Origin of the sequence: Amycolatopsis roodepoortensis (assembly GCF_014873915.1) — a bacterium.
GTDB lineage: Bacteria > Actinomycetota > Actinomycetes > Mycobacteriales > Pseudonocardiaceae > Amycolatopsis > Amycolatopsis roodepoortensis.
Map to the genome: position 1 here is coordinate 1 of NZ_JADBEJ010000002.1, position 12,840 is coordinate 12,840.

11 protein-coding genes are annotated in these 12,840 nt (G+C 65.7%); 6 read left to right on the top strand and 5 right to left on the bottom strand.

Going from position 1 to position 12,840, the window contains the following annotated elements:
- Positions 1-357: 357 nt before the first annotated feature.
- The gene (locus H4W30_RS09085; protein WP_192742360.1) at positions 358-513 is read right to left on the bottom strand and encodes a hypothetical protein; all 156 of its coding nucleotides are present in this window, start codon (positions 511-513) and stop codon (positions 358-360) included.
- A 696-nt stretch (positions 514-1,209) separates the two neighbouring features.
- On the opposite strand from H4W30_RS09085, the gene H4W30_RS09090 reads away from it, so the two are divergent.
- The gene (locus tag H4W30_RS09090; protein ID WP_192742501.1) at positions 1,210-1,803 is read left to right on the top strand and encodes a hypothetical protein; all 594 of its coding nucleotides are present in this window, start codon (positions 1,210-1,212) and stop codon (positions 1,801-1,803) included.
- Between the two features lie 11 nt (positions 1,804-1,814).
- Here H4W30_RS09090 and H4W30_RS09095 read toward each other — a convergent pair whose 3' ends face one another.
- A complete protein-coding gene (locus H4W30_RS09095) occupies positions 1,815-2,684 on the bottom strand; it encodes a 1-aminocyclopropane-1-carboxylate deaminase/D-cysteine desulfhydrase (protein WP_192742358.1) in 870 nt (289 codons plus the stop codon).
- Between the two features lie 643 nt (positions 2,685-3,327).
- Between H4W30_RS09095 and H4W30_RS09100 the strand changes: the two genes are divergently transcribed.
- The 4 genes from H4W30_RS09100 (at position 3,328) to H4W30_RS09115 (ending at position 7,750) form a co-directional block, all read left to right on the top strand.
- The gene (locus tag H4W30_RS09100) at positions 3,328-4,635 is read left to right on the top strand and encodes a hypothetical protein (protein WP_192742357.1); all 1,308 of its coding nucleotides are present in this window, start codon (positions 3,328-3,330) and stop codon (positions 4,633-4,635) included.
- Positions 4,625-6,058 carry a type IV secretory system conjugative DNA transfer family protein gene (locus H4W30_RS09105; protein ID WP_192742356.1) on the top strand — a complete coding sequence of 478 codons (1,434 nt, stop codon included), beginning with the start codon at positions 4,625-4,627 and terminating at the stop codon, positions 6,056-6,058. The genes H4W30_RS09100 and H4W30_RS09105 overlap by 11 nt, the downstream gene beginning before the upstream one ends.
- A 151-nt stretch (positions 6,059-6,209) precedes the next feature.
- Positions 6,210-7,070 carry a replication-relaxation family protein gene (locus tag H4W30_RS09110; RefSeq protein WP_192742355.1) on the top strand — a complete coding sequence of 287 codons (861 nt, stop codon included), beginning with the start codon at positions 6,210-6,212 and terminating at the stop codon, positions 7,068-7,070.
- Positions 7,067-7,750, top strand: coding sequence for a hypothetical protein (locus H4W30_RS09115; protein WP_192742354.1), 684 nt, complete (start codon positions 7,067-7,069; stop codon positions 7,748-7,750). The genes H4W30_RS09110 and H4W30_RS09115 overlap by 4 nt, the downstream gene beginning before the upstream one ends.
- Positions 7,751-7,891: 141 nt before the next feature.
- On the opposite strand, the gene H4W30_RS09120 is transcribed toward H4W30_RS09115, so the two are convergent.
- Both H4W30_RS09120 and H4W30_RS09125 read right to left on the bottom strand, forming a co-directional pair.
- A complete protein-coding gene (locus tag H4W30_RS09120; RefSeq protein WP_318780563.1) occupies positions 7,892-9,406 on the bottom strand; it encodes a recombinase family protein in 1,515 nt (504 codons plus the stop codon).
- Between the two features lie 109 nt (positions 9,407-9,515).
- On the bottom strand, positions 9,516-10,742 hold the full coding sequence (locus tag H4W30_RS09125; RefSeq protein ID WP_192742502.1) for a lipase family protein: 1,227 nt from the start codon (positions 10,740-10,742) through the stop codon (positions 9,516-9,518).
- A gap of 134 nt (positions 10,743-10,876) precedes the next feature.
- On the opposite strand from H4W30_RS09125, the gene H4W30_RS09130 reads away from it, so the two are divergent.
- A complete protein-coding gene (locus tag H4W30_RS09130) occupies positions 10,877-11,458 on the top strand; it encodes a TetR/AcrR family transcriptional regulator (protein ID WP_192742638.1) in 582 nt (193 codons plus the stop codon).
- Here the strand turns inward: H4W30_RS09130 and H4W30_RS09135 are convergent.
- Positions 11,455-12,765 (bottom strand): GGDEF domain-containing protein, encoded by a 1,311-nt coding sequence (locus H4W30_RS09135; RefSeq protein WP_192742503.1) that lies wholly within the window; start codon positions 12,763-12,765, stop codon positions 11,455-11,457. The genes H4W30_RS09130 and H4W30_RS09135 overlap by 4 nt on opposite strands.
- Between the last annotated feature and the right edge of the window lie 75 nt (positions 12,766-12,840).

A 12,840-nucleotide genomic window follows, 5' to 3' on the forward strand; every position in this document is an offset into this window, starting at 1 on the left:
AGCGAATACACTTCGAACGCGTGTCGCGCATGGCCCGAGAATGTACGTGCAAGGCACGATTAGAAATCTTTGTCATCTTCAGGCCAATCATTAGTGCAAAGAGTCAGCCTCTTGTTGCATTCGTGCGCGAATGCAAGTGCATTTAAGGCCAAGCTGATCGCGAATTCTCTGGCTGCTTGCGCTTCATGTCGCCGCGCTCCCGCCGTGAAAGTAACTTGCGTCAGGCCATCCGACAGCATCAGTCCTGGTAATGCCCGCCGGTAACGCGGGAGGCACTGTGACCACGTCAGGCCGTCCACTGCGACCTCAAAACGGTCGCCCGGAGGCTCGTGGGTTGCCGCCTGACCCCCGAGTGCTTCAGCACTGCTCACGGCGCCGTCCCGCTTCCCACTCGCGAAGCATCCGAGCAGCGTCCGCCCAATCCTCGGGGGTCATGTCCGCGATCGTCGTGGCGTGCTTGCGGTTCGCGATGTCTATCTCGCCACCTACCCGATGGCCTCGATTGTCGAACATGAAGCACAGCGGCCCGTCGGTCGCAGAACTCGCCTGAGTCATCCTGTCCGCCCTCCTAAAGAGTTATCGGTCGAGCCGTACTTGCGTCTACGAAACAGCAGGTCAGCGCGACAAGACACCCCGTAGTACCGTGATCTTGTGGGACACTATGTCCCTGTTCAACCGGTACGTCTTGCAAGGGTGGACGTGGTACTACGGTCCATGTTCACAGGCGAGAGGAGACAGCCGTAATGCCATCAGCTCTGCGAAGTCTGCGACAAGAGCAGCGAGAAGTGGTCGCCGCTCAACGTGCCGACCACAAAACGTGGGTCGAAATCGCCGCCATATTTTGTAGCCGCTATGGCGTTAACCTTAGGGCTGCGATGCGCATGGTTCACGATTGGAGTCAACGCGATGCGGCCGATCAATGGAACGCCCGCTGGCCAGCAGACCCAAAGACTTTCAAGAATTTTTCATACTGGGAGCTGTGGCCTGGCTCAACCGGTCATGCGCCATCCCTTGATGTTCTAGGGCGCCTCGCGGAACTTTATGAATGCAGTATATCCGACCTGCTCGGCGATTGTGCAAACTTCCGCTCAATGACTCAGCTTACAAAAGCAATGCAAATGGACTAGTTCGCATTCCAAGGATTCCAAAGAAAGATGTCCATCGCTCGACAACGATGAAGCGCAAGACCTCGGAGAGCTAATATCAACCTTGGAGCTGACCGACGTGAATGAATTGGCGCGCCTTGCTGCTGAATGGTCTAACACGCTCGGCGAATCATCTAATCGGCGGGCATTATTACTGAAGCTGAGCGCCGGTCTATCCCTTGCCGCCGCTTCGCCCGCCCTGGCGGACGACGTAAAACCGGCCGATTCTTCGCTGGAATTATCTTCGCAAAGGGAAGGAATGACGGGAATTTGGCGTAGCCGGTATACATATCCCAGCAGTGGTCGTGGCAAGGATTTCGTGGGCGAACACTTTATTGTTATCCGCCAGCAGGGAAACAAGCTAGTAGGCCAGAGTCTTCCGCATTCCACTGGTTCTAGTCTTCGAATTGAACTTGTAGTTGACGACTCCGTGGCAACCGGAAGTTGGCGAGAAACTACATCACCGCATGGCTACTACAAAGGAGCAACTTATCACGGCACCTTGCAACTATTTGTCGACCCGAGTGCGCAACGCATGAACGGCATGTGGCTTGGGTTCGGCCGGGAGTTTGTCATCAATAGCGGTCAGTGGTCGCTCAGCCTGGAAAGCTCTTCTATTGGGAAGAACGCTCAGCGGGAATATCGCAACAGAAAGTAGCTTTATGGCAACTAGGATATCAGGGCCACTATCGACGCTCCGGCTTTGAAGTGGTTGCGGTCGATTAGATCCATCAATCCGTACATCATCTTCGCCTCGTAAACCCAGTCTAATTTAAGACCAAGACGCGACTCGAAGTCGGCAATGAAAAGCCCTAATGTCTGATCCACTTTGGCGTACCCACCAAAGTGGTATCCCAGCTCGATTGACCAGCCGTCGCTACTGTACCCGAATGCCTGCTCTTGAAGTTCGCGAACGTTGTCTACCAGGAATCCTGCGCCTTTAAGTACCGCAAACCCTATGGCTTGCTGATCTCTGCGCAATGCGCTAGCGATGCCAGCTAGAGTGCCGCCCGTGCCACATGCACAGCAAATAACGTCGAAATCGACCGCAATTTCTTCAATCAACTCCGCACAACCAGGTAGAGCGAGAGCGTTACTCCCGCCTTCTGGTATTAGATAGAATCGCCCAAACTCGGCATTCAGGCGCCCAATTACATCCGATTCATCTTTGTGCCTATAGGTCTCGCGGTCCATGTACGTCAGCGCCATTCCGCAATCGACGGCGTACTCTAGCGAGGAATTGAGCGGATTGTGTTCCTCGCCCCTTATGACACCAACGGTACTAAATCCAAAGTGTTTGCCCGCCGCCGCCACCGCTCGAACATGATTCGAGTAGGCGCCGCCGAAGGTCAAAAGTTTAGAGTGGCCATCCTTCGTTGCCCTATCCAGATTGTATTTCAACTTGCGCCATTTGTTGCCTGGAAACTCCGCATGAATAAGGTCATCGCGCTTGAGGTGAAGGCGAACGCCTTTGGCGTCCAAACGGCCGTCGTGGACCTCGATAAGGGGCGACGGTAGCCGCAAGTTCAAGCCGGTCATAAAGACACATGCTATGGGACTCTTGCCGTCATGCCACGGTGCAGATGACCTGACGATCCGACCCGTGAGCCGGTTGCACGCCCCAGCGACGGCCGTAACGCACAGTGACAAGAATCATCGTCATGATCACTCGAATGATCTATTGCGCATCAGATTTGATCATGGGAATACTGGAGGGTCCTAGGTTGCGTCGGCGAGTTGCCCGCGAGAGGACTGGAAGGAGCGTAGCAGGGTGACCGGGCTAGCGCGACCGGGCGTCACTTTGGTTGATCGGCCGGAATAGCTCCGGAGTAGAGATCCCAGTGGCGCGCAGCGTCCGATCTTGTCCACGTGCACGGCGGTACCCGCGCATATATCGGGGTTCCCGTTGCCGGATGGTTCCCTCCACGCTGCTGAACATGTCCCGCCGAACGGCGTTCTGCTGACCGATGTCCACGTCTGATGTGCGTGTGTTCCGGTCATCTTCTGCCGTGGTCGGCTGATCCCCTTTTGTGCCAAGCGAAACAGCTATCCCGCTGTTGTCGGCTTGCTGTACCCGCGCACTGTCGTGCGCTGGTTCGGCGTCGATACGGGCGGGGTTGCATCGTGCTGCGCCGCATTCTGCATGGCTGCAACGCGATGCCCTAAGAGGAGTTGATGCAGCATGTTCAAGACAGAACAGCAGTGGGACGCGTTTGCGCTGGCGGACCCGTGTACGGGGTCGCCATTGGCGCGGTTGGTGTGTGATCCCTCCGGCGAGTTCAACGCGTTCATGGCGTGGGTGTCCTACACCCTGTGGGCGTGGATCACGGTCTGGTGGCCGCTGCTCGTGGTGGGCGCCGTGCTGGCGTTGGTGGCGGGTGCGGTACTTGCCCAGGTGGTGCGGTTGCGCCGTGAGCGGGAGATGGCGGGAGCGCGGTTTTACGAGATCACTCCGCCGCATCGTCTGCCCGCTGACGGGGCGGTGCCGTTGTGGCGGCTGATGGCTTCGACGCTGGCCGGGGTGTCGGCACGAGCGCGGGTCGCGATGGTGTTGTGGGCCGATGATCCGGATGGCCGGGTTCGCGCGGGGATGTGGGTTCCGGGTGGTGGCCCGGCGCGGTCGGTGGCACGTGCGGTGGAGCACGCGTGGCCCGGTTGCGGGCTGGTCCCGACCGTGGCACCCCGGTTGCCTGCGGGCGTGCTCGGTGCGACGGAACTGGTGCCGAGTGAGGGGCCGTGGGCACCGTTGGTCGATCACCTGCATCGCCCTGAACGCGGTGTGGTGGCAGTCGAGGACGAACCGTTGCGCGCCGTGCTGGAGGGGATTTCCGACCACGCGGTGGCGGGTCGTTTCGCGTCGGTTCAGGTCGTGATTTCCCCATCCCGCGGAAGTCGCCGGCGTGGCCGCGGGACGGGTCGCCGGCGGGGTCTGACCAACCTGATCGGCGCCGCTCTGCTCGCGGTCCCGCGCGGCGTGGTCGGCGCGGTGGAACTCATGTTGTCGTCGGCTTCGTCGCACGATTCTCGACGTGACACGCGGTCGTCCGCGCGGCGTGAGGATGACCCGGTGACCGTGGCGCGTCGGCGGGCGCGGGAGGCCAAGCAGAAGGCCGGGCCGCATCTGCGGACGACGGTCCGGTTGGTCGTCGCAGGCGAGGGCAACCCGCGCACGATGCGGCGCGCGTCCGGTGGGCTGGCCGCCGTGTTGGCGGCGTTGGCGACTGATGAACACGACACCGCGCGGCTTCGGGTGTGGCGTCCGGCGGGCAAGGTGGCGCGGTACGCGCACGGGCGCGGTTTCGTCGCGAGCGTGCGTGAGCTGGCGTCGGTGTGGCACCTGCCGCACCAGCCCGGTAGCCATGGCTTGCCCCACCCGGAGGCGCCGTTGCGGAAGGCCGACCGTGCCTTGCCTCGGCTCGACGGTGACCGCTACCGCCGCCCCGGACGGCGCGGGTTCGACGGGTTCGGCGGTGGTCGCAATGCGGCCTGACACCACCCTCCACAGTGACGGCGGGAACGGTCGGCGCGGGCTCATCGTGTCGCGATGGGACGACCCGCGCCGCCAGTCACCGAAGCTGCTCGGTGCGACCACCACCGGGGTGTCAGAACTGGTCGGCGTGAGCGTTGCCGACGCCCGGCATCACCTTCACGTGCAAGGCGTGACCGGGGTGGGCAAGTCCACCTGGCTCGCCCATCACGTCCTCGGTGAAGCCGAAGCCGGACGCGGTGTGGTGCTGCTCGATCCGCAAGGCGACCTCGCCTCGAACGTGATCGACCGGCTGCCCGCCGACTGCGGGGATCGGCTGGTGATCCTCGACCCGGACGAACGCGACGCCCCCGCCGCGTTCAACGTCCTCGACGCCACCGACCCCACGCAACGGGAACTGGTCGCGGACGGGGTGGTGTCGGTGTTCCGACGTCTCTACGCCGCGTCGTGGGGACCGCGCATGGATGACCTGATGCGCGCCGCGTGCCTGACGCTGATCCGGCGTGAGGGTTCGACGCTGGCCGATATCCCGCCGCTGCTGCATCACGCGCCGTTCCGGCGCGCGGTGCTGGCGGAGGTCGGCGAACCGGACGGGCTGGAAGGGTTCTGGACGGCGTTCGATGAGGCCACCCCGGCACAGCGTGCCCAGTTGTGCGCGCCCGTCGTGTCACGGCTTCGCGGGGTGCTGACGCGACGGTTCGCCCGAACCCTGCTCGGCGCTGCACGGTCGAGTTTCACGCTGGCCGATGTGCTCGACGGCGGCATCCTGATAGCCCGTCTGCCGAAAGGGAACATCGGTGAGGACGCGTCGCGGTTGGTGGGGTCGCTGCTGATCGCCGGACTGTGGCAGGAGATCACCCGCCGTGCCGTCCGGTCGCCCGAGCGGCGGCCGGACGCGACGGTCGTGGTGGACGAGTGTCACAACTTCCTGCACCTCCCGATCGGCGTGGAAGACGCCTTGGCTGAGGCACGGGGATACCGGGTGTCACTGGTGCTGGCACACCAGCACCAAGCACAGTTACTGCCGGATGTGCGGGAAGGGATCGACGCCAACGCCCGCACCAAGGTGTACTTCACCGTGTCGCCGGACGACGCCCGCCGCCTGGTGCGGCACGTCGCCCCCGATATCGACGAACACGGCCTGCGGCGGCGCCCCGCGTTCCAGATCGTGGCCCGCGCCGTGGCGGGTGGCCGGGACACCCCGGCGTGCACGTTGGACACGCTCCCGATGCCGCCCGCCCCGCCCGGCCGTGGCGAGCTGGTGCGGCGTGCGGCGCGGGCTCGGACCGGGCTGTCACACCGGCTGCGGGACGGCAGCGCTTCGGCTCGCAGGCTCGACACCACGCCCGCCGCCAGCGGCGCGGCGCAAGCCCTGCGGCAGCACTGGAACAGCGATCACGACAACGCTTTCGGCGACAGCAACTGAGCAGGCAACTCGGTGGGCAATTCGGTGGGCCTCTTATGAGTTGCCTGCCGAGTTGCCGCCCGAGGCGCCTTAAACCCCTGCGCACGTCCACTGTGGAGGACCCATGCCCGCGCCCCTACTTCCTAGGAACACCAACCCCCAACCCCCAAGGGTGCAACTACAGCCCGCCAGTACCGGTGAGGCGCTGGCCCGCTCACGCGGGCTCACCGACCGGGATCTGTACCTGATCGGCTACCTCGATCGGCACCGTGTGCTGACCGCACTTCAGATCACCCGATTGCTGTTCGGCTCGCCGCACCACGCCCGTCACCGGCTGGCCGCGCTGTATCACCGTGGCGTGCTCGCGCGGTTCCGGCGCGAAGTCTGGCCCGGCTCCCAGTCGTGGCGCTACACCCTCGGGCACGTCGGCGCGGCGGTGCACGCTGCCGCGACCGACGCGCCGCTACCGAAACCGTCGGCGGTCACGGAGAAGGTTCTCCGGCTGGCGCACTCGCCACACACCGAACACCTGCTCGGCGTGAACGAGTTCTTCACTGTCCTCGCCGGACACGCCCGCACCCGCCCCGGATGCGCCTTGCGGAAGTGGACGCCCGAAGCCGTCACCGCTGACGCGTGCGGCGGCATCGTCCGCCCGGACGGCTACGGCGAATACAGCGACCCGCACGGAACCATCGGGTTCTTCTACGAACACGACACCGGAACCGAAACCCTCGACACCCTCACCGACAAGATCACCAAATACGCCGAACTCGCCCGTTCCGGAATCCGTCGTCCTGTCCTGTTCGGACTTCCCAGCATTGCGCGCGAACGCAACCTTCACGACGCGTGGGCGCGCCGCTGGCCGACCGGGCCACCGGTCACCGTGGCCACCACCGCAACCGGCGATACGGCGGTCGCGACGGACGCGGTATGGCTGCCCGCAGGACACCAGCAACGCCGGACCTTGACCCAGCTCGCACCCCGGCGCGCCACGTCCGCACGCCGTCACACACCGCGCCGGGAGGCGGCATGAACCAGCACACCCACAACCACGAGAGCACGACCAGCACAGGCGGGTTGTCGGCGGCGCGGCTGGCCGCGATTGCCGACGCGCTGACCGTGCCGGACGGCGGGTTCACCGTCGATCCCGCGACCGGTGACGCCGCCCGCACCGGCTACGCCGTCGCCGTGCACCCCGAGTACGAACACATCTGCGACGGCCATGTCACCGCCGAAGATCTCGCCGACTACCTCATCCGCACCCGGCACGTCCTCGCGCTGCCGGGGCGGGTGTTCGGCGGATGGTGCGACCCCGGCACACGGCGGGTGTACCTCGACGTGTCCGCCGTCGTCGCCACACTGCACGCCGCGCTGGAACTCGGCCGCGACGCCGGGCAACGCGCCGTGTTCGACCTCGACGCCGCCACGTCGATACCCGTACCTCCCGCACCGTTGCCCGTCGTAGGAAAGGAGCCGCCAGTCGACCCCACACCTCCGATTCCCGCACCACGCGCCGAGAGGACACCGCCGCCATGCCCACCCGGCAATCACGCCCGCACCGCCACCTCAAGACCACCCAGCAAGCCACCCGCAGGAGGGAAACCTACGCCGAAGAACAGGCCCGGCTCGACGCCGAAGCGGTTGACCGGTGGGCCGCGAAAGTCGCCGACCTCCCGCCGCTCACCGAAGAACGGATCACCTCACTCGCGGTGATCCTGAACCGCATCGACAAACGCCGCCGCGCCGCCAACACTGAGAGGAACGACGAAGGCCGCCGCGCGGCCTGACACACCGACGACCCGAGGACACACCCGCCCCGTTTCCGGGGTGGTGTGGCCTCGGGTCGTTGCTCTATCAGGCCGCGTGCTGGCCGCGCGTACGGCGCTTGGGCTTGCGCGGGTCGATTCGCACCCGCTTCGGGTCGAACTGCCGTTTCCCGTTCTTGGCGGCAGGGTCCAGATAGAGGGTGTCGCCGCTGAGTGCGTCGGTAAGCATCGCGCGGCGTTCATCGAACTCGGCCGCGTCCCACTGCGCCGCCGCGTCCTCACGGCTCATCGCCTCGGTAGGACCGTCCGGGTTCCCGCCGGTCAGTTCGTCCCGCTCCGCTTCCAACCGCGCGCGTGTGGCCATCAGCGGTTCATTGGCCGCGTCATAGGCGTCCTCGGTCATCTTCCCCGCGCCGAGTTTCGCCGCGATCGACTTCAACAAGCGCTCACACTCACCGAGTTCCATGTGGATCTCGGCCAACCGTTCCGAGACACGCGCACGCGCGGCCCGGATCGCCGCCGCGTGCTTGGCGTCCGACAACCGCGAAATCACCAGCCCGCGCAATTCACGATCCACCCGCCGCATATCGGCGCCGACCTTGCCGCACCCGCCCGAACTCTTCGAGCACCCGTACTGCCGTCGCCGCTCACCATCTGGGTAGTTCCCCGAATGCGGGCGCCCGCTCACACCTCGCCCACATAACGGGCAGCGCAAGATCCCCGACCCCACGTAGACCCCGCTCGGATGCTGGCCCTGCGTCCGCCCCGCACACAACGCGCGCAGCTTGGTGAACGTCTCCGGTTTCACGATCGGCTCACCCGGCATCGTGCCCACCACCACGCCGTCATGCTCGATCAGACCAGCATTGATCGGCCTGAGCAGTACCTCCCCGACCTGGCGCGGCAGCCACCTCTTACCCGTGATCGTGAGCAGTCCCGCCGCGTTCCACTCATCCGCGATCGTGGATTGGAACACCCCCGCCAACACCGCATCCGTGGCGTCCCTCAACGCCCTGCGTTCGCGTTCCACCAACTCCGCCGGAACCGGCTTACGGGTGTCCTTCCCGTCCTCGTCAAGCCACTGTTCACGCGGCACCGTCCGGTCCAGACCGGGGAACCCGAACCGGCGCCCCTGGTGATGCGGGATACCGCGCTTGCGCAGCACCTCGAACCGCCGTGAGATCCGCTGAGACGCCTCATCGGAGTTGCGCTGATTGTGCGCGACCTCCTGCCGTAGCTGGTACCGGTCGTTGTAGTCGGTGAGGTCGTAGCGGCCGTGTGAGGACGCCACCGTGTACGAGTCATAGCCCGTGCCCTCGATCAGCTTGAACAGGTCCTCAAGATCCTGCGACTGCCGCCAACCCCTGTCGGTGTTCCACAACACCACCCCATCCGACGCCCGCGCCGCGACCCGTTTCATGATCCGTTCCCAGCCCGGACGATGCACCTTCGGGTTCCAGGCAGACAGCTTCGGGTCCGAGATCTCCTCACCCAGCACGCCGCCCAACCGGTCGATCACATCCCGGTTGTCGGCGTGCTGGGTCTCGCACTTCTCCAGCTTCCCAGCCTGATTCCGCGACAGGCGCGCATACGAGTCCAACACCGGCTGACGCCCGCCCTGACCTGCACTAACCTGATGACTGAATCCCATGTGATCCACAGTAGGTACATAAGACAGGTTCAGCTAGAGCCGTCCTTACCACTCACGAGCCCTAGAACAGCCCGCAGTTCCCCACGGCCGGCAGCCCCGCGAAGCGTCCCTCAAGCCAAGCGAAAGCCTCCGGGAAGGCCCGGATCGCCCCGCCGACGTGCGTCGGGACCAGCGAAGTCGAGAACTGCACCTTCGCGCCCTTCGCACACCACGAGCGCGCCATTGTCCGCCCTTGCGCGTAGGGGACGATGTCGTCGAGTGCACTGTGGACGACCAGCGTCGGCGCGCCCGGCTTCCGCGCTCCGATGAGCTGCTCGCCGACTCGCGTCTTGTACGGCTCTTCGCCGAGGTACGCGGTCAGCGGCCTGCCGTCCTTCGTCAGGTCCTTCGACTGCGTGAAGGCGTGTCCGAAGATCGCGTCCCCGGTGCACTCCTGCTTGACCTTCTCGAACGCTTCGACGCCCTTCGCGTTCAGCAGGGACGGGATGTTCAGCTCCGGGTACGCCGCGTCCATGCTGACCAGCGTGAATCCGAGGAACCCGAAGGCGTAGTGCCCGTCGATGTTCTTGCCGACCTCAGCCAGATCGGCCGGGACGGCGCCCGCGTACGAGCCCTTCAGCTTGAGCTCGGGCGCGTACGACGGCTGGAGTTCGGCGGCCGACGCCGACGCCCCGCCGCCTTGCGAGTAGCCCGCGGTCGCGACCGGGCCGTTGTCCGGCAGGTTCGCTTCGGGCAGGCGCTGCGCCGCGCGGATCGAGTCGAGGACGGCGTTGCCCTCGGCGACGCGGTTGACGTACGTGTGGACGCCCGGGGTGCCGAGGCCCTCGTAGTCGGTGACGACGACGCCGTAGCCGCGAAGCAGCAGCCCGGCGATGAAGGGCCCTTCGTACTCCATGCCCGCCGCGAGGGCTTTCGACGGCGCGCACTGGTCGCCGACACCCTGCGTCCCGGCCGCGTAGCCGATGACCGGCCGTTCGCCCGCGCCGGTCCACGCCTTCTTCGGGGTGAGGACGGTGCCGGTCACGGCGTTGGCCTTGCCGTGGGTGTCGGTGCTGCGGTACATGATCCGCCGCACGTCGGCGTCGGCCTTGATGAGTTTCACGGGATCGACGTAGAAGGTGGACGGTTCGTGCCGGATGATGTCGCCGGGAGCACCCGCGGGCAGTGGCGACGGGGGATCGTAGAAGGACGGGGCGGCCGTGGCCTGCGGTGCCCCGAAGGTCAGCAGGGCCGCGATGGTGGCCGCTGAGACGGCGGCGGACACTCCGCGCCGGGATCCTGGACGCATGCTTGCTCCTCGTTGAGCACGAACATTTTCGACAGACGTGTCGAAAAAGAGAGTCAGTGAGGTGGCGCACAATGTCAAGCCCGGCGCCGCGAGGGAGACCCCGCAAACTCCCGATCGGCGAGCAGCGCGCGCGGGTGCTGAGTTCGGCCGCCGGCGTCTTCGCGGTGCACGGCGCGCAGGCCGCGACGATCGAGCAGATCGCCCGGCGCGCGGGGGTCTCCCGCCAGGCCGTCTACGAGCAGTTCGGCGATCGCACGACGTTGTTCACGCAGGTCGTCGCGGATATCGAGGAACGGGCCTTCGAGGCGATCGGCGCGCCCGCCCTGGATCTCTCGCAGCCCGAACTGCGGTCCTGGGCGCGCGCCAACTACGCCAACATGTTCGCCTTCGTCGCGGCGAATCCCGACGCCTTCCCGGTCCTGCGCGAGGCGGAGCGCATGGGCGACCCGGCCCTCACCCGCCTTCGCGAACGGCTCGCGGGCGTCTACACCGAGGCGAGCAGGCAACGCTGGGCGCGCCACGGGGTCGACTCCGGGCGCGCGGACAAGGCCCTGGTCACGTTGTTCTTCGCGATGACCGAGGCGCTCGTCCAGGCGAGCTGGGACGGTGAGCCGCCCGACGCGGACGCGCTCATCGACCTGCTCACCGAATTCACCGTCGGCGGCGTCGTCCGGCTTCGGACCGCGGCCGCCGACGTGATGGAAAGACTGCGCTAAGCGGCGACGGGCTCCAGCGCTTCTTCGGTGACCGAAGCCAGGTCCGGTGACGAGACGACGCGGTTGCGGCCGTTGCGTTTGGCCGCGTAGACCGACGCGTCGGCCGAGGCCATGACCTCGTCGATGGTCCGGCCGTCCAGCGGGTACGTCGCGACGCCGACCGACGCCGTCCGCTGTTCGATGACCACGGGGTTGCCCTCGTTGTCCTGGGTCCTGATGACCATCTCGCTGATCCGCTGCCGGATACGCTCGGCGACCGCGACGGATTCGTGCTTCGACGACGAGGTCAGGAGCACGACGAACTCCTCGCCGCCGAACCGCCCGGCGAGGTCCTGCGTCCGCGTCTCGGCCTTCACCAGCGCCGCGACGCCCTTGAGCACGTCGTCGCCCGCGAGGTGGCCGTACGTGTCGTTGATGCTCTTGAAGTGGTCGAGGTCGATCATCAGCGCGCCGAACTGGCCGTTCTCGCGCTCGGCGCGGGCGACCTCGCGGACGGCGCCCTGCTGCCAGGTCGTGGCGTTGAGCAGCTGGGTCTTCTGGTCGGTGGTCGCGAGCTCTTCCAGCTGCTTGATCAGCACCGAGCGCTGCAGCAGGTACAGCGGCAGGAAGACGAGCAGCACCAGCACCGGCTGATGCGGCAGGACGGCGAGCACGAGCGCGCCGATGCAGACCGTCGAGGCCTCGAGGATGTTGTCGTCCCAGGAGCCGAGGAGCGTCTGGACGGTCGCCTTCTTGGGCGCCGCGAAGTACAGGCCGGTGCCGGTGAAGACGGCGTTCATCAGGAAGAAGACGAGGCTCGCGGCGCAGATCGACGTGACCGACGCCGTGTCCGCGCCGACGACCTGGACGGCCGCCCAGGCGGCGAACGCGGTCAGCGTCATGGATGTGGCGTTCGCCACAGTTCGGTGGGGATTGACCGTGTGAAGGCCTGCCCAGCTGCGGTATCCGAGGTGAAGATAGATCACGGTCACGAGAAGCGCGGTCAACTGCGGCGGAAGTAGAATCGCGCCGGGCAGGACCCAGACCGAGGTCATGTTGATATGCGGGGTGACGCTCATGCTGCGGCGCTGGCGCTCGATCCGGCGGGTCGCCTCGGTGTGCGCGATGGCGAGCCCGGCGAGCAGGAAACACAGCAGGACCTGCGAAGACGTGATGGCGATGGATGCGGCGAAGACCCCCGTCAGTGCCAGCATCGTCGCGACGGACAGCCCGGTGTAGGCGATCCAGTGCTTAGGCCGCTTCCACAGCTCCCACGCGCCTACCGTGAGAGCCGAACGATGTCCAGCACGTTCCTCCGATGTGATCATCTTTCCCCCTGACTCTTGCGTCATTCTCCGAAACCCCCTACTTACGGACAGCTTCTACCGACTTGCGGGCTGTCG